Annotated in this window: 17 protein-coding genes; 10 read left to right on the top strand and 7 right to left on the bottom strand. The window is 64.4% G+C overall.

What is annotated here, in order from left to right; translation table 11 throughout:
• From K3F49_RS20740 to K3F49_RS20700, 9 genes are all read left to right on the top strand, one after another.
• A complete protein-coding gene (locus K3F49_RS20740) occupies positions 1–1,806 on the top strand; it encodes an arylsulfatase (protein ID WP_234682800.1) in 1,806 nt (601 codons plus the stop codon).
• A gap of 73 nt (positions 1,807–1,879) precedes the next feature.
• A complete protein-coding gene (locus K3F49_RS39650; RefSeq protein ID WP_452101110.1) occupies positions 1,880–2,140 on the top strand; it encodes a hypothetical protein in 261 nt (86 codons plus the stop codon).
• A 62-nt stretch (positions 2,141–2,202) separates the two neighbouring features.
• On the top strand, positions 2,203–2,712 hold the full coding sequence (locus tag K3F49_RS20730) for a hypothetical protein (RefSeq protein WP_234682799.1): 510 nt from the start codon (positions 2,203–2,205) through the stop codon (positions 2,710–2,712).
• A 119-nt stretch (positions 2,713–2,831) separates the two neighbouring features.
• Positions 2,832–4,259, top strand: a complete 1,428-nt coding sequence (locus K3F49_RS20725; protein ID WP_234682798.1) for a DUF1254 domain-containing protein — start codon at positions 2,832–2,834, stop codon at positions 4,257–4,259.
• Between the two features lie 61 nt (positions 4,260–4,320).
• Positions 4,321–4,500 carry a hypothetical protein gene (locus tag K3F49_RS20720; RefSeq protein WP_234682797.1) on the top strand — a complete coding sequence of 60 codons (180 nt, stop codon included), beginning with the start codon at positions 4,321–4,323 and terminating at the stop codon, positions 4,498–4,500.
• Positions 4,501–4,521: 21 nt separating this feature from the next.
• Positions 4,522–6,627 carry an adenylate/guanylate cyclase domain-containing protein gene (locus K3F49_RS20715; RefSeq protein ID WP_234682796.1) on the top strand — a complete coding sequence of 702 codons (2,106 nt, stop codon included), beginning with the start codon at positions 4,522–4,524 and terminating at the stop codon, positions 6,625–6,627.
• Positions 6,624–7,628 (top strand): ABC transporter substrate-binding protein, encoded by a 1,005-nt coding sequence (locus K3F49_RS20710; RefSeq protein WP_234682795.1) that lies wholly within the window; start codon positions 6,624–6,626, stop codon positions 7,626–7,628. The genes K3F49_RS20715 and K3F49_RS20710 overlap by 4 nt, the downstream gene beginning before the upstream one ends.
• A 226-nt stretch (positions 7,629–7,854) precedes the next feature.
• Positions 7,855–8,598, top strand: coding sequence for an SDR family oxidoreductase (locus K3F49_RS20705; protein ID WP_234682794.1), 744 nt, complete (start codon positions 7,855–7,857; stop codon positions 8,596–8,598).
• A gap of 38 nt (positions 8,599–8,636) precedes the next feature.
• Complete coding sequence (locus K3F49_RS20700; RefSeq protein WP_234682793.1) at positions 8,637–9,059, top strand: cupin domain-containing protein; 423 nt, start codon at positions 8,637–8,639, stop codon at positions 9,057–9,059.
• Positions 9,060–9,082: 23 nt separating this feature from the next.
• On the opposite strand, the gene K3F49_RS20695 is transcribed toward K3F49_RS20700, so the two are convergent.
• The 7 genes from K3F49_RS20695 to K3F49_RS20665 all read right to left on the bottom strand — a co-directional run bounded on the left by K3F49_RS20695 (position 9,083) and on the right by K3F49_RS20665 (position 16,411).
• On the bottom strand, positions 9,083–10,093 hold the full coding sequence (locus K3F49_RS20695; RefSeq protein ID WP_234682792.1) for a L,D-transpeptidase family protein: 1,011 nt from the start codon (positions 10,091–10,093) through the stop codon (positions 9,083–9,085).
• Between the two features lie 93 nt (positions 10,094–10,186).
• Positions 10,187–11,191, bottom strand: a complete 1,005-nt coding sequence (locus tag K3F49_RS20690) for a 4-hydroxythreonine-4-phosphate dehydrogenase PdxA (RefSeq protein ID WP_234682791.1) — start codon at positions 11,189–11,191, stop codon at positions 10,187–10,189.
• Positions 11,188–12,726 (bottom strand): tripartite tricarboxylate transporter permease, encoded by a 1,539-nt coding sequence (locus K3F49_RS20685; RefSeq protein WP_234682790.1) that lies wholly within the window; start codon positions 12,724–12,726, stop codon positions 11,188–11,190. Before K3F49_RS20685 ends, K3F49_RS20690 begins: the two co-directional genes overlap by 4 nt.
• A 12-nt stretch (positions 12,727–12,738) precedes the next feature.
• The gene (locus K3F49_RS20680) at positions 12,739–13,221 is read right to left on the bottom strand and encodes a tripartite tricarboxylate transporter TctB family protein (RefSeq protein WP_234682789.1); all 483 of its coding nucleotides are present in this window, start codon (positions 13,219–13,221) and stop codon (positions 12,739–12,741) included.
• 77 nt (positions 13,222–13,298) lie between these two features.
• Positions 13,299–14,291, bottom strand: coding sequence for a Bug family tripartite tricarboxylate transporter substrate binding protein (locus tag K3F49_RS20675; RefSeq protein WP_234682788.1), 993 nt, complete (start codon positions 14,289–14,291; stop codon positions 13,299–13,301).
• 55 nt (positions 14,292–14,346) lie between these two features.
• The gene (locus K3F49_RS20670) at positions 14,347–15,606 is read right to left on the bottom strand and encodes a CaiB/BaiF CoA transferase family protein (protein ID WP_234682787.1); all 1,260 of its coding nucleotides are present in this window, start codon (positions 15,604–15,606) and stop codon (positions 14,347–14,349) included.
• Positions 15,607–15,616: 10 nt separating this feature from the next.
• Positions 15,617–16,411, bottom strand: coding sequence for an enoyl-CoA hydratase/isomerase family protein (locus K3F49_RS20665; RefSeq protein WP_234682786.1), 795 nt, complete (start codon positions 16,409–16,411; stop codon positions 15,617–15,619).
• A 116-nt stretch (positions 16,412–16,527) separates the two neighbouring features.
• Here K3F49_RS20665 and K3F49_RS20660 point away from each other — a divergent pair, with 116 nt between their 5' ends.
• Positions 16,528–17,193, top strand: coding sequence for a GntR family transcriptional regulator (locus K3F49_RS20660; protein WP_234682785.1), 666 nt, complete (start codon positions 16,528–16,530; stop codon positions 17,191–17,193).
• Positions 17,194–17,307 lie beyond the last annotated feature (114 nt).

Genomic DNA, 17,307 nt, shown 5'->3' with positions numbered 1-17,307 from the left:
ATGAGCAGCGAGTTGGCGAACAAGAACAACAATTCCGGTGCTGACCAACCGATCAATCGCAGAAATCTCCTGTTGGGAACGTCATCCATCGTCGCCGCAGCGACACTGACATCAGAGGCGCTGGCACAAGCGCAGAAGGCAGCGCCCTCCCCCAAGCCCGCAGCAGCCCCGCCGGCGGGAGGCAAGCCGAACATCCTTATCATCTGGGGCGACGATATCGGCATCGCCAACATCAGCGCCTACTCCAACGGGCTGATGGGCTACGAGACCCCCAACATCGACCGCATCGCCCGCGAGGGCCTGAAGATGCAGCATTACTATGGTGAGCAGTCCTGCACGGCCGGCCGCGCTGCGTTCCTTACTGGTCAGCACGGCATTCGCACAGGCCTGACCAAGGTCGGATTTCCCGGCGCGCCAATGGGCATGAGCCAGCTGGATCCGTCCGCGGGAGGCTTGCTCAAGAACCTCGGCTACGCCACCGGCCAGTTCGGCAAGAACCACGTCGGCGATCGCAATGAATCATTACCGACAGTCAATGGCTTCGACGAATTCTTCGGCAATTTGTACCACCTCAACGCCGAGGAAGAGCCGGAGCTGCCGGACTACCCGAAGGATCCTGCCTACAGGGCCAAGTTCGGTCCGCGCGGCGTGCTGCGCTGCAAGGCCACCGACGTCGATGACCCCACGGTCGATCCACGCTTCGGCAAGGTCGGCAAGCAAACGATCCAGGATACCGGCGCGCTGACCAAGAAGCGGATGGAGACCATCGACGACGAGACCTCGGCTGCGGCGATCGACTACATGAAGCGGCAGCAGGCCGCGGGCAAGCCGTTTTTCGTCTGGTTCAACTCGACACGAATGCACTTGCGCACCCATGTGCGCGCCGAGCATCGCGGCCGTTACACCCACGGCGACAGCGAATATGTGGACGGCATGATGGAGCACGACGATATCGTCGGCAACCTGCTCAAGGCGCTCGACGACATGGGGATCGCGAATAACACGCTCGTGGTCTATTCGAGCGACAATGGCCCTCACATGAACACCTGGCCCGACGGCGCCATGACCTGGTTCCGCTCGGAGAAGAACACCAATTGGGAAGGTGCGTTCCGCGTGCCGTGTCTGGTCCGCTGGCCGGGAAACATCAAGCCCGGTACAGTTAGCAACGAGATGATGAGTCACAACGACTGGATACCCACTCTCTGCGCCATCGCGGGCGAGCCTGATGTCGTCAACAAGCTCAAGGCCGGCTACACCGCGAACGGCGTCAACTACAAGGTCCATCTGGACGGTTACGACCAGTCTGCCTTCCTGCGCAACGTCGGCGGCTCCGCAGCCAACAACAACGGCGCGAAGAGCGCGCGCGACAAGTTCTTCTACTCCGATGACGACGGACTGCTCGTGTGCTTCAGGCAGGGCGACTACAAGTACGTGTTCTCCGAGCAGCGCAAGGAGGGCACGATGGGGCTGTGGGCCGAACCCTTCACCACGCTCCGCTTGCAGAAGATATACAATCTGATGCAGGACCCGTTCGAACGGGCCGATATCACATCCAACACATTCTGGGACTGGCAACTCAATCACGTGGGCGGGGCCTACGGGATGATGGACGAAGTCTTCAAATTCGTGGCCACCTTCAAGGAATTCCCGCCGCGTTCCTTCCCGCCAAGTTTCAACCCCGCGAATATCCTCGAAGGCATGATGGACGGCCTCAAGCAGAAGAAGTCGCTCGCGGAGGGCATCGACATGGAGAAGGTCCGGGCGAATTTAAACAGGATCATCCAGGAGCAAGTCCAGGGCCGCTGACCACGGCCTTCGTGCGGACCGGCCGCCTCCGGGCGGCCGGTCCGATCCGCCGCAGTCTTACGAGAGGATCGATTTGCTTCGGACCCTCAGTGCCTTCATCATCTTCCTGACCATCGGGCTCGCGGTTCCCGAGGCTGGCGCGCGCGCAAGCCGATCCGCTGCCGTCCTGGAACGACAGCGCGGCGAAGGCCTCTACGACAGGCAATCAAAGATCGGAAAGCTCGACAAGGCCTGGGACGAGGCGGTGCAGCGCGGCTGGACCGTCGTGGACATGGCCAAGGACTGGAAGACGGTGTTCGCGTTCGAGCGCGGCAGCACGGGAGTGTCGCAATGACCGTGGTGCTGCGGGCGAAAGCGGTGACGGAGCCGAACGGCTGACAACAGAAGAGGTACAAGATGTCTGATCATACCTACGTGGCACGACTGGCAAGCTGCGTTCTGGCACTCGCAACCGGCCTATCGATATCGCCGGTGACACTATCGGCGGCCCCGCTTCAACCGACCGCGATCTGGCAAGACGCCGCGACCCCGCCCGACCTCATCGAGGTCCGCGCGGCCGGTCGCCGTGGCGGGGCAGCGGTTGGCCCCCGTGGCGGCGCAGTCGTGCATCGCGGCGGTGCCGCGGTCGGTCCGCGTGGCACGGCCTATCGCGGGACGACCGCCGTCAGGGGACCGCGCGGAAACGTTGCGGTGCGCCACACCACGGCCGTGGCCGGACGCGGCGCATGGGCCCGGCCGGGCCATTACTACTGGCCGAGGGGCGGCGCGATCGCTGCCGGTGCGGCGATCGGTTTCGTCACGGCGGCGACGGCTGCGGCCTGGGCCGGTGCTGCGCCGGCGCCCGGCATGTGCTGGTACTACACCGATCCGTCCCGGACCCAGGGCTTTTGGGACTATTGCCGGTGACGTCGGCGTGACAGCCGGGCGGCCGTCATGACGGGTTAGGACATCTTCGCCTGGATCGTGCTGGTGATCCTGCTCGCCAGCGCGGTCGGCGTGATCGGCATGGCCGGATGGAGGTGGTGATGAAGCAAATTATCGCAGGAGTTGTCGCCCTCATGCTGACGGCAGCCAACGCCGAGGCGCAAAACCCGTCGCCCGACGAGATTGCCGCGCGCAATATCCAGCGGCGTGCGGTCGAGGCGATGATCTGGGCGATGCCGGCGGTGAACACCGACCTGATGCTGCAGGCGATGCTCACCAGCGCCAAGGCCAAGGTCAACGAGATCGTCTTCTGGTCGAAGCCGGTGAATTGGAAGAACCAGACGCTGACACCCAATCCGGATTCGATCTACTTCATGTCGTTCTGGAACGTGAAGGACGGTCCGATCGTGCTGGAGATACCGCCGGCGCAGGATGGCGCCATTGCCGGCAATATCGTCACGGCGTGGCAGATGCCACTGGAGGACGCCGGCCCTGAAGGGGCCGACAAGGGCCAGGGCGGCAAGTATTTGATTCTGCCACCCGGCTACAAGGGTGAAACGCCCGCAGGCTATATCCCGCTTCAATCCGACACGTTCAGCGGCTTCGCGCTGCTGCGCTCCAATCTCGCCAGCCATGCAGACGCCGACGTCGCCAAATCCGTTGCCTATGGCAAGCAGATCCGGATTTATCCGCTTGCGCAGGCGCAGAACCCGCCGCCGACCAATTTTGCGGACGCGTATGACGTCCTGTTCGATTCCACAATTCCCTACGATGCCAGCTTCTATCGCAACCTCGACCGCGTCGTGCAGAACGAACCGTGGCTCGATCGCGACCGCGCGATGATCGACCAGCTCCGGTCGATCGGCATCGAGAAGGGCAAGGCGTTCGATCCGGATCGGAAGACGGTCGCGATCCTGGATGATGCCGCACGAGAGGCGCACGCGGTGTTGTCGCAGCGCTATGATGCGGGCTTTCCCGCAATCAATCCCGGCATCCGCTGGTTCCCGGCTGCGGTGGCGGAGATGGTGAAAGCGGCAAGCGATGGATACGCAGATCCAAACGCCTACCCGATCGATGCGCGCGGCGTGACCTACACGCTCGGCTTCACCGGCATCAAGCGGCTCGGGACCACCCAGTATTATCTGATGGCGAACAAGGACAAGGACGGCCAGCCGTTCGACGGTCATGTCACCTATCGCCTGACCGTTCCGGCCAATGCACCGGTCCGCAACTACTGGTCGGCCACCGTCTACGACCGCGAGACGCACGCGCTGGTTCGCAACATGCCTAGCGCCAGCCGTGCCTCTATCAGCCCGGGCATAGAGAAGAATGCCGACGGGTCAGTCGATGTCTATTTCGGTCCGAAAGCGCCGGAGGGCAAGGAATCCAATTGGGTGCCGACCGATCCGGCGCGGAAGTTCGAATTGCTGTTCAGACTCTACGGACCGGAGAAGCCGCTGTTCGACCACAGCTGGAAGCTGCCGGATGTCGAGCACGTCGCCACAACAGCCGGAGGCGTGACGAAGTAGTGCAATTGAGCGAGCGTGATGCGTTTGGGTGGCTAACGTGACGATCATGGGGAGACAGGACATGACGGGACTTCTTCGGAAGGCCACGCTTGCCACCGCACTGGCGTTAACCGGCTTCGCCAGCCAGCCCGCCCTCGCCGCCTCTGGCGGCGTCAGCTTCTGGCTTCCGGGCATTTTTGGCAGCCTCGCCGCCGTGCCGGTGACGCCGGCCGCGACCAAACCGATCGTTCGACAATACTGACGGAGGCATAGCGCAGCCCCGATGAGTGGAGAGACAAGGAGCACGCGCAAGATTCGCATCGGCTTCCAGACATCGATCATCACGGTGTTCGTGGGCGTTGTGCTGCTTGTCGGCCTGACCCTGGTCTATCTCAGTTTTGAGCGCGTGACCTCGATCACGCGGACGGCGGCGAGCGGCTTCATCGAGAAGGTGGCGCAGTTGGGTGCCGATCACGTCGACGAGCAGTTCAAGAATGTGCGCGACAACCTCGACATCCTGTCCGCCCTGACATCGATCCAGGAAGCCGACATCGCCGACAATACGCGGCTGTACAGCCTGATGGCGGCGATGCTGCGCAACAATCCGCAGCTGTTCAATCTCTATGTCGGCTACGAGGACGGCTCGTTCCTCGAGATGGATGTGATCGACCGCGCCAAGCCGGCGTTCCGCGCGGGCCTGAAGGTCGATCAGGACGCGGCGTTCCGGCTGGTCGTGATCGCGCGCACGGTCGGAGCCGCGCCGGTCACGCAATATCTGTCGGAGAACCTGATCCAGGTTGCCGAGGTCCCCGGCCCCACCGGCTACGACCCGCGGCAGCGGCCCTGGTATGTCGAGGCGTTCAAGAACGACAAGACGCTGCTGACGGGGCCTTACGTGTTCTACGCCACGGGCGAGCCCGGCTACACGCTGCGGACGCCGCTGAAGGAAGGCCGCCGCGGCGTCGTCGCCGGCGACGTGTTGCTGAACCGGTTCGAGGACATGCTGGGACAGCAGAAGCTCGGGCAATCGGGGCTTGCCTTCCTGTTCAACGATGCCGAGCGCATCGTCGGCCATCCCGAGATGAGCCGGCTGATGGCCGCTATCCCGGGGCGGCAGGACGACCTGCCTCAGATCGGCGCCCTCAAGCTGCCCGCGCTGGCCCCGATCATCCGCTCCTGGCGCAACAATGGGCCCGCCCAGCAATTCTTCGACGATGCCGCGGGCCGGACCTATGTCGCGGCGGTCCACCAGCTGGATACGACCGGCTCGGCCAATGTCCGGCTCGCGCTGGTCGCCCCGCTCGACGAATTCTACGCCCGGATCATCAACGAGCGCCGCACGTTGTTTGCGCTGGCGCTGGCCTTCGTCGGCGCCACCCTGCCGTTCGCGTTCTGGCTGGGGTCGCGGATGGCGGAGCCGCTGCGCAAGCTCGTCGATGAGACCGACGCGATCCAGCGCTTCGACATCGCCGAGCGGCCGCGCATCCATTCCGCCATCGCCGAGATCGAGGAGCTCGGCCGCTCGGTCTTCACCATGCGCAGCGTGGTCAGCAGCTTTGCCAACTTCATCCCACGCCCGATCGTGCGGCAGCTGATCGAGACCGGCTCGTTGCTGCGCCTCGGCGGCTCGCGGCGCGAGGTCACGGTGCTGTTCACGGACGTCGCCGACTTCACCGCCAAGACCGAGCGCGCCGACCCGTCGCAGGTGATGATCTTCACCTCGCGCTATTTTGCGGCGTTGTCGGACGAGATCATGCGGCACCGGGGCACGGTCGACAAATATATCGGCGACGCCGTGATGGCGCTCTGGAATGCGCCGGCGGACGATCCCGAACATACCCTCAACGCCTGCCGCGCCGTTCTCGCCTGCCTTGCGGCGAACGAGGCGCTCAACAAGGAGTTTCAACGCGAGGGCTGGCCGCCTTACGACACGCGCTACGGCCTGCATGTCGGCGACGCCGTGATCGGCAATATCGGCTCCAGCGACCGGATGAACTACACCGCGCTCGGCGCCACCGTGAATCTGGCGTCACGGCTGGAAGGCCTCAACAAGAACTACGGCACGCGCGTGCTGGTCAGCGCCGCGGTGCGCGCGCGCGTGGGCCATGCGTTCCTGTTCCGCAGCGTCGACAGCATCACGCCGAAGGGATTTGCCGAGCCGATCGAGGTCAGCGAACTCCGCGGCGAGCTGGCGCAGGCGGGCGAGGCCGAGATGATCATGTGCCAACGCTGGGACGAGGTCTTTGCGGCGATCGCGCAGGACGGCGCGGCCGACACCACCCTGGTCCGGCTCTCCGGCTTCCTGCACGACTATCCCAAGGACGGCATCGCGCAGTTTCACGCCGAGCGTTTCCGCGGCGCGGCCGGGAATGCGGGAGCTGCGGCATGAGCGCCCGCCTCATCAGCCGCCGGCGAGTGCTACGCCATGGCACCGCCCTGGCCGCCGCCTCGTTGCTCGGCATGCCTGCCATCGCGCAGGCTCGCAGAAAAGTCCGGCTCGGCTATTTCCATGCGGTCGCCGTGGACGGGCATATCTGGACCGGCCTCGATCGCGGCTCCTTCGAGCGCGAGGGCATCGATTTCGAGCTGCACGAATTCAATACCGGCCCCGAAGTGTTCGAGGCGATGATGCGCGGAGAAACCGACGTCTCCTCGGTAGGCGGCGTCATCTCCAATTATCTGGCGCTCGGCCGCGGCCGCGGGTTCCTCATCAACGACATCGAGGTCGCGACCGCGCAGCTCTGGGTCCGGCCGTCGTTCGGGATCAACAAGCTGGCCGATCTCAGAGGCAAGCGGATCGCAACGACCATGAAAACGGCGGCGCACATCTTTCTCGACCGCGCGCTGCGCGCCAACAACATCGCTCCATCCGAGGTGAAGATCGTCAACGCCAGCATGCCCGACGCCGTCAAGGCGTTCATCGCCGGCGAGGTGCCGGCCATCGCGCTTTGGGTGCCCTTCAATATCGCCGTACGCGAGGCGCTGCCCGATGCGGTGAAGCTGGTGGATGCCTCCGCCTTCTATCCGCAATCCGCCGTGCTCGGCGGCTGGGCGGCGCGGGTGGATTATTATGCAGGGAACAGGGACGTGCTGAGCCGGATCATCCGTGGCTGGATCGATGCGAACGACAACATGGTGCGTAACCCCGCAGCTGCGGCGGAGGCGCTTCAGGCTCACTACAAGCCGTCGCGCCTCGCCGACATCACTGAAGCCTTCAACGCGCAAAAACTCTACTCCGCGCGCGAATGGCGGCGGCTCTATGCGGACGGCACCGTCGTGAAATGGTTGCAGCAGGTCAGCGACTTCTTCATGACGGATGCCGGAGTCACCGGCGCGCTTCATGCGTCGGATTACTTCGATACGCAGCTCTATCTGGCGGCGGTTAAATAGACGCCCGCTCTGGACGAGCCCGGCCACCACCTGCGAACGAAACAGCACGTCCTTTTTCTCGGAACGCACGTCTCTCGCGCATTTCCGGCAAGTTTGGCTCGTTACAGGCAAGAGCATGCCCAGCAACTCTGCTAGGATGCATTTCGCATCACGTTCGCCAACGTGAGAGCGTGGGATTCCGCTGGATTTGGTCATCTCACGTTCCCTAATGTCGAGGACACACGCCATGAAGATCGTCGTGATCGGCGGAACCGGACTGATCGGATCCAAACTCGTTGCGAAGCTCAAGCAGCAAGGCCATGAGGTCGTCGCGGCCTCGCCGAAGTCCGGCGTGAATGCCGTTACAGGGGAAGGCCTCGCGGCGGCGCTGGCCGGCGCGCATGTCGTCGTCGACGTCGCCAATTCACCGTCCTGGGAGCCTGCCGCCGTGCTCGAGTTCTTCGAGCGTTCGAGCAAGAACCTCGGCGCTGCCGAAGCCAAAGCTGGCGTCAAGCATCACGTCGCGCTGTCGATCGTCGGGACCGACCGCTCGCCCGACATCGCCTATTTCCGTGCCAAGCTCGCGCAGGAGACGGTCGTCAAGGCATCTTCGATCCCCTACTCGATCGTTCGCGCCACCCAGTTCTTCGAATTCCTCGGTGCTATCGGCGAAGCGGGTGCGACTGACGGCAGAATCGTCGTTCCATCGGCGCTGTTCCAGCCGATCGCATCCGATGACGTGGTCGATTGCCTTGCCGAGGTCGCGACGGGGCGCCCGCTGAATGGCACAATCGATCTGGCTGGTCCCGAGAAGGCTCCCTTCAACGAGTTCGTTGCGCGCCGCCTGAAGGCGGCCGGCGACAGCCGTCCGGTGATCGGAGACCCAACTGCGCGGTACTACGGCGCAACGATCGTCGACACGTCGCTCAACCCGCTCGGCGAGGCCAGGCTCGGGAAGACTCCGCTCGCAACATGGCTCTCGACGATCTGAGGTGAGCATCCCGTCATGACAGTCACGAAGGGGATCCCATGCGTAGAATCCTGATTGCAACCACCGTGTGTGCCGCGTCGCTGCTGACGGCACATGCGGCCGAAACGCCGGCGGCAGCGCCATTGGCCAAAATAACCATCGTATTCGACCAGGCCCTGCCCAACGTCCCCGGCAAGAGCATGAAGGGTGTACTGGTCGAGTACGGTCCCGGAGGTTCCTCGCCGGCCCACATCCACGCGCCCTCGGCCTTCATCTATGCCACGGTTCTGGAAGGCGCGATCCGTAGTCAGCTCAATGACGGACCCGCAAAGGTCTTTCGCAAGGGCGAGAACTTCTCCGAAACACCCGGCGACCGCCATGCCGTCAGCGCCAATGCCAGCGATACCGAGCCGGCGAAGCTGCTGGCCGTCTTCGTGGTCGATACGGCTGACAAGGACCTGACGATGCCGATGCCGAAATAGCGCCGGTCCGGGAGTTGCACGCACTATCCGCCATCCACGAATACGACCGGCGTCCCTTTCGCGACACTCGCTGCAACGCGTTCAGCGTCCCAATTGGTGAGACGCACGCAACCATGCGATTGTCCCTTGGAGATATTTTGCGGCGACGGCGTGCCATGGATGCCATAGCCGTCGGCGGACAGGTTGATCCACATCGCGCCGACCGGATTGTTCGGGCCGGGCCTGATCTTGAAGGGCTTTCGGGAATGAACGCCCTTGAAGTGATAGGCGGGATTGTAGCGGTAGATCGGATTGGGATCGATCTCGGTGACCTTCAGCGTGCCCGAGGGTGACGGTTTTTCCTCGCTTCCGACGCTCGCCGGATAGAAACCGATCAACGCATTCGACTTGTCGAACAGTTTGACGGTCTGCCGCTTCTTGTCGATCTCGACCCTGTCGGCCTTGACGGGTGCAGCGCTTCCTCCGTCGCTGGTGTCGACGACGGCGATGGTCTCGCCGGCACGGTCGAAGTGGCGGCCGGGATTGAGGGCCGCCAGCAGCTGTTCGCTCATGTGAAACTTCTCGGCCAGCGCTTCGCGCGGACTGGTGTAGGCAAGCGCCGGGATGTCTTTCATGTCCTCCATTCTTGCGGGGAGTTTGTGCAGGAACGGGCCCGCGACGTCCTTGTCGGTGATGGTGTAGGTCGTCGTCAGTGGCCGGCCGTCCGCCTGCAGCGCCTTGCGGATATCGTCCGTCACCTCATCCGACGCCGGCAATTGCCGTGCTTCCGCATAGGCCCGCAGTGCCTTCTTGGCATTCTCGCCGAATTTGCCGTCGATCTCGCCGGGCGAGAAGTGGGCCCGGTCCAACAGGACCTGCAGACGCACGCCCGCCGGGGTCGGCTTCTCGTTCGACAGGGTCTTCTTCGATGGTTCAGCCGAACCGATCGCGGCCGCGTCCATCCCGGCAGCGAACGCCGGTGCGGCCGGCAAGGCGATCAGCGTGACGGCAAGGGCAATCTTCATTGCCGCGCGTCGCGGCACCGCCTCGGCCATGGTCCAAGCTCCGACGTGGAGACGTTCGTCGGGATGGCAACTCGGCTCGACGACGGAAGTTTCCAGTTTTTCCTGATGAGCGCGCCGGCCGGATCAGCCGACCCGTCGCCGGGCCATCTCGGCTGCCAGCAGCACTGCGGCGCGACTGGCGCCGGTCGATGCGACACCCTGCCCGGCGATGTCGTAGGCAGTGCCGTGCGCGGGCGTGCAGATTGGGAACGGGAAACCACCGAGCAAGGTGACGCCGCGATCGAACCCCATCAGCTTCATCGCGATCTGGCCCTGGTCGTGATACATCGTCAGCACCGCATCGAAGGCGCCGGCCTTGGCGCGCAGGAATACGGTGTCGGCGGGAAACGGCCCCTCCACGGCAATGCCGTCGCGCTGGCCGGCTTCCACCACCGGGGCGATGACATCGATCTCCTCGCGGCCGAAATTGCCGCCGTCTCCGGCGTGCGGGTTGAGGCCTGCGACCGCGATCCGCGGCCGCGCAAAGCCGGCATTGCGCATGCAGGCATCGGTCAGTTTCAGCGCGCGCTGGATACGTTCGCCGGAAAGTTTCGCAGCGACATCCCTGAGCGGAATGTGCGAGGTGACGCGCGCGTTCCAGAGCTCGCCCAGCACGTTGAATTCGCTGGCCGGCGTCTTGAGGCCGGCGACCTCCGCGGAGAACGCGATCTCATCGTCATAGTCGGCGCGGGCATACCGCATCGCCTGCTTGTTGAACGGCGTAAAGCAGACAGCGTCGACGCGGCCGTCGCGGGCGAGCTCGAGCGCGTGGCGGTAGTTCGTCAGCGCGAACTTTCCGCCGGCCAGGGTCGCAGTCTTCGGCTGGACCTCCCCGGGATCGAGATGGCCGAGATCGACGAACAGCGCATCGCCGTGCGCTGTGCGAAAATCACTGTCCCGCTCCACACGTGTCAGCTCCGGCGCGACGCCGGCGACGCGTGCGCCCTCATCGAAGATGCGGCGGTCGCCGATCACGACGAGGCGGGCGCGGGCACGGATCTCGTCCAGCGCCACGAGTTTTGCCGTCAGCTCCGGGCTGATGCCGGCGGGGTCTCCCATCGCCAGCGCAATGAGCGGCTTTGCGGTCATATGACAACCTTCTCCTGGCTTTGTGTCTCGACGTTGGGCGAAGCGGGCTTGCGCCAGACACGCGCGAGCTGCAGCACCAGCGGAAGCAGCAGCAGCGCGATTCCAGCCACCACCAGGCACGTCACCAGCTTGTTGGCGAAGAAGATCCCGAGCGATCCCCTGGACATCAGCATCGACTGCCGGAACGCATCCTCGGCCTTGTCGCCGATGACGATCGCGAGCACCAGCGGCGCCAACGGATAGAACAGTTTCTTGAAGAGGTAGCCGACGATGCCGAAGCCGAGCATCATGACGACGTCGAGATAGGAGTTCGACACCGAATAGGCGCCAACAACGCAGATGATCACGATCAGCGGCGCGATGATCACGAAGGGAATTCGCATCAACGCGGCGAATACCGGCACGGTCAGCAGCACCAGCGCGACCGCGACGATGTTGCCGACATACATCGAGGCGATCAGGCCCCAGACGAAGTCCTTCTGGTCGACGAACAGCATCGGTCCGGGATTGAGGCCCCAGATCATCAGCCCGCCCATCATGACCGCCGCGGTCGCCGAGCCGGGAATGCCAAGCGAGAGCATCGGCAGCAGCGCGCTGGTGCCGGCGGCATGGTCGGCTGTCTCGGGCGAGATGATGCCTTCGACCTCGCCCGTGCCGAAATAGCGGCCGCGTCGCGAGAACCGGCGGGCGATGCCGTAGCTCATGAACGACGCTGCGGTCGGGCCGCCCGGCGTGATCCCCATCCAGCAGCCGATCGCGGCGCTGCGCAGCAGCGCAACGCTGTGACGCGGCAGGCGGCCGACTGTGCGAAACACCTCGCGCCACTCGATCTTCGAGGAGACTGCGCGGGCATGAAATTCCTCTTCGACCGCGACCAGCAACTCGCCGATGCCGAACAGCCCCATCACCGCGACGACGAAGTTGACGCCCTTGACCAGCTCGTCGACGCCCATGGTGAGCCGCACGCTGCCGGAGACCGTGTCGATGCCGATGGCGGCGATCGCAAAGCCGATCGCGAGCGCCACCACGGTCTTGACCGGCGCCGCGCCGCCCATGCCGACGAAGCTCGCGAAAGCCAGGAAATAGACCGCAAAATATTCCGCCGGACCGAAGGCGAGCGCGACCTGCGCCACCCATGACGCCAGGAAGGTAATCAGGATGACCCCGACGAGCGCACCGAACGCCGCCGAGCCGAAGGCGGTGGCGAGCGCCGTGGTCGGCCGGCCGTCCCGCGCCATCGGATAGCCGTCGAAGGTGGTCGCGACCGAAGACGGCTCTCCCGGGATGTTGAACAGGATCGAGGTCACGGATCCCCCGAACAGCGCGCCCCAATACATGCTTGAAAGCAGGATGATCGCCGACACTGGCTGCATGCCGAAGGTCAGCGGCAGCAGCAGCGACACGCCGTTCGGCGCACCCAGCCCCGGCAGCACGCCGACGAGAATGCCGAGCAGCACGCCGACGGCCATCAGAGCCAGATGCGGCACGGTGACCGCGATGGTGAAGCCGTGGAAGAGCTCTGAGAGATTGTCCATCGCCCTCCCCCCTCAGAAACCAAGGGCCGCGGCGAGCGCGCCGTGCGGCAGGCTGACCTGGAACATGCGCTCGAACACGACGTAGAGCGCGAGCGCCGTCGCTGCCGCCGTCACGACCGAACGCACCAGCGATTGATGACGGGGGATCGCGAGCACTGCAAAGACGTAAGCGGCCGACGCCAGATACATCCCGAGCAGCGGGATGGCGGCAACGAAGATCGCCGCCGGCACGAACAGGCCCGCCAGCCGCCGCAGCTCAATGGACGTGATCGCGATAGGCACGCTCGCCAGCGTCGCGGCCGGGACGACGCCGCGCGCCAGATTGTAGAGGCTGCCAGCGACGATGATGATGCCGGTCAGGAACGGGAACGTGCCGGCATCGACGCCCGCGCTCGACCAGCCGATGCCGTTGTCCAGACTCTGGACAACCACCGCAACACCAAAACCGCCGGTGAGGATGGCAGTCGCAAGTTCGAGCGCGCGTCGCGAGATCATGGAAGGCTCCGGTCAAACCAGCGTTCGGTGTCGTCGCGGCGAAGGCGGAGTTTGTGGCACGATGCAACAGCCCCGCCTCACTTGACCAGCCATCCCTGCTCGCTCGCAACCTGTTTGACGTGTTCGAGATCCTCCTTGATGAATTTGTCGAAGTCCGCACCGGTGAGGAACGTGTCGATCTGCGAACTCTTCTCGATGTAGTCCTTCCATTCCGGCGTCGCCTGCACCTTCTTCATGAGGTCGACATAGTAGGCGGCTTGCTCCGGCGTGACCTTGCCGGGCAGCCAGACCGTCCGCGGCTGCTCATATTGCTTGATGTCGAGGCCCTGTTCGGCGCAGGTCGGCACGTCGCTCCAGCCCTCGGATAGCGTGACCTTGGCGCCTTGCGGCAGCCGCTTCGGACTGAAGACACACAGCGGGCGCTGCGTGCCGCCGCGCCACTGCCCGATGCTTTCGCTGGGGTTATTGACGTGGGAATCGAGATGTCCGCCGGCGAGCTGCACCGCGGTTTCCGCGCCGCTCTTGAAGGGGATGTAGGTCAGCTTGACGTGGCCGACCTTCTCGATCATGCGCGTCAGCACTTCGTCGGTATCCTTTGACTGCGCACCGCCCATCTTGAACTCGCCGGACGCGGCCGCCTTCAGATAGTCGCCCGCGGTCTTGTACGGCGCGTCCTGCTTGACCCAGAGCAGGAACTCGTCCTGCGCCATCGCCGCGATCGGGGTCAGGTCGGTGTAGTTGAACGCGACCTTGGAGACGAGCGGCTGCTGCCAGGCGTTCGAGGTACCAAAAATCACCTTGTAAGGATCGCCGGCGGAGGCTTTGCCGTAGACATAACCTTCCGCGCCGCTGCCACCGCCCTTGTTGACGACGACGATCGGCTGCTCCGTGAGCTTGTACTTGGTGATGATGTTCTGCACCGCGCGGGCGATGTTGTCGGTACCGCCGCCCGGGCCGGCGGTTGCCACGAATTCGATCGGCTTCTGCGGCTGCCAGGCAGCACATGCCGGCGCACTGCCTGCGAGCGCCGCCGCACTGACGGACAACAGAAAGAGAGACGTCCCACGCATGATTTCCTCCAACTGATTTCTTCTGTTTTGTTTGATCAGTCGTCTCGACCTCCGTTCAGGCGACGCGTTCCCTGCGCTCCCTGGATGCCGAGACGATTGCGCCTTCTTGCTCGAACGCTTCGATTTGCTCCTCGTCGAACCCGTGCTCGGCCAGCACCTCGCGCGTATGCTCGCCATAGACGGGCGCGCCCGACAGGACCTTGCCCGGCGTTTCCGAGAACTTGACCGGCAGCCCGATCGTCTTGACCGGGCCGAGCGTGGAATGCTCGACCTCGACGACCATCTCGCGCGCCAGCGTCTGCGGGTCGCCGAGCGCCTCCAGCATGTCGTGCACGGGACCGCACGGCACGCCCTTCTCGTCGAGTGCAGAGAGCCAATGCGCGCGCGTCCGGGTGCGGAAGCGCGCGCTGAGGACGGCTTCAAGCTCCTTCAAATTCGCCATGCGGTCGGCGCCGTTGACGAAGCGCGGATCGGCCGCGAGTTCGCTCGCGCCGAGTGCTTCCAGCATCAGCAGCCAGTGCTTCTTGTTGGCCCCGCCGACCACGAGCCAGCCATCAGAGGCCTCGAAGGCCTGGTACGGCGCGTTCAGCGGATGGGCCGAGCCCATCGCACGCGGCGCGGTGCCGGCGGCGAGCGCGATGGTCGACTGCCAATAGGTCTGCACCAGCGCCGCCTCGTAGAGCGAGGTCTCGACCCACTGCCCCTCCCCGGTCTTGAGACGGTGGGTGTAGGCCGCGAGGATGCCCATGCTCGCCAGCAGGCCGGCCGTGATGTCCGATAGAGGCGGGCCGCATTTCACCGGCGGACCGTCCGGGCGTTCGCCGGTAAAGCTCATGATGCCGCTCATGGCCTGCGCGACCAGGTCGAAACCGCGACGGTGCTTGTAGGGACCGGTGCGGCCGAATCCCGACAGCGAGCAATAGATCAGCGCCGGGAATTTTTCGTGCAGCTCCTCATAACCAAAGCCGAGGCGCTCCATCGCGCCCGGCGCAAAGTTCTCGACCAGCACATCGGCATCCTTGATCAGCCGCCGCAGCACCTTCTTGCCGCCGTCGGTCTTCAGATCCAGCACGATGCCGCGCTTGTTGCGGTTCATCATCAGGAACGATGCCGCCTCGTCGCCGATCTTGGGCGGGACCGAATGACGGGTGTCGTCGCCGTTCGGCGATTTTTCGATCTTGATGACGTCGGCGCCCATGTCGGCGAGCATCAGGGTACAGGTCGGCCCAGCCATGACATGGGTGAGATCGATGACCTTGAGGCCGGCAAGCGGGCCTGCGCGGCGTGAGGCGGATTGCGATCGATCGCTTTGCATCAGGGGTGTCCTATTGACCGCGCCACTGCGGGGCGCGTTTGTTCAGGAAAGCATCGAGCCCTTCGCGAAAATCCTGGCTCGTGTAGCACATCAGGATGAGGTCTTCGCCCTCGTCCCGCGTCAGCCGCTTTTGCAGGCGGGCCACCGCCTGCTTGGTCGCATTCAGCGTCAGAGGCGCATGGCTGGCAACGAGGCGCGCGACCTCGTCGGCACGCTTGTCGAGTGCTGCGAGATCGTCGACGACCTCACCGAGCAGCCCGACGTGCGCTGCCTCCGCCGCATCGACCAGGCGAGCAGTGAAGATCAGATCCTTGACCCGCGCAGCCCCGATCAGTGCCGTGAGACGGCTGACATTGGACATCGAGAGGCAATTGCCGAGGGTACGGGCGATGGGGAAGCCGATCCTGGCGCTGCGGGTCCCGATGCGCAGGTCGCAGGCCGCGGCAATGCCCGCTCCGCCGCCGGTGCAGAAGCCGTTGATCGCCGCGATCGTCGGCACTCGGCATTGCTCGAGGGTGGAGAGCACCCGGTCGATCCGGTTCTCGTAGTCGATGGAGTCCTGCGGTGTCTTGAATTCGCGGAACTGGTTGATGTCGGTGCCCGAGGCAAAGGCCTTGTCGCCGGCGCCGCGCAGCACCAGCACCTTGATGGAATGATCTGCGTTGGCTTGCTCGCAGATCGCAGCAAGCCGCTCGTACATGGCAAAGGTGAAGGCGTTGCGCGCCTGCGGGCGATTGAACGTGATCCGTCCGATGCCGTCCTTGCATTCAAAAACGAGGTCGTCCGCCTCTACGGCCTGGTCCATTTCCTCAACCCCTACTGTTTTTTGTATTTTTGAATGCAAAATTTTGGATTTACAAGATATAATTATCTGAATTTCGTCTATTGGAACATTTTTGCATTCAAAAATCGAGATATCCCATGCTGCATGAGGAGGTCGTCGGCCGCATCCGCGACATTCTGCTCGACGGCGAGATCCCGCCGGGCGCGCGGATTCCCGAACGCGAGCTGTGCGAACGGCTCGATATCTCGCGCACGCCGCTGCGCGAGGCGCTCAAGGTGCTTGCGGCCGAAGGCCTCGTGCAGCTATTGCCGCATCGCGGCTCGCGCGCAGCAAAACTGACCGACAAGGACATGCGCGACCTCTTCGAGGTCTGCCAGGGCCTCGAAGCATTGGCCGGCGAACTCGCCTGCGAGCGCATCACCGACGGCGAGATCGCGGAGATCGCGGCCGCGCACGCGGCGATGGTGCAGCATTATCGCGAGGGCGACCTGATCCAATACTATCGCGGCAACCGCGCCATCCACGAGGGCATCGTCAACGCGGTTGGCAATCCTGTGCTCGCGGGACTCTATGCGTCCGTGACCGCGCGCATCCGCCGCGCGCGCTACGTCACGCCGATGACGCCGCAGCGCTGGGCGTTCGCGGTCAGCGAGCACGAAGCGATCCTGAACGCGCTGCAGCGCCGCGACGGCGCCGGCCTCTCCCACATTTTGCGCGCGCATCTGCGGCACAAGCGGGAGGAGGTTTTGCAGGCCGGATTTGCGGAGACGGAAGGGAGCGAGCTCACGCTGAAAATTGCGTGACATTTGTCACGCAACCGGCAGTCCACCGGCGGCCCTCTTCCCGGCAGCTCCTGCGCGGCCCCTCCGCGACAAGCAGGACGCTTGCCTCGCGCAACCACCGGGAGCATCATCAGG

Origin of the sequence: Bradyrhizobium monzae (genome assembly GCF_021458635.1) — a bacterium.
Lineage (GTDB): Bacteria > Pseudomonadota > Alphaproteobacteria > Rhizobiales > Xanthobacteraceae > Bradyrhizobium.
The sequence above is the reverse complement of the archived record's forward strand: the minus strand, read 5'-3'. Positions and strand labels throughout refer to the sequence as shown.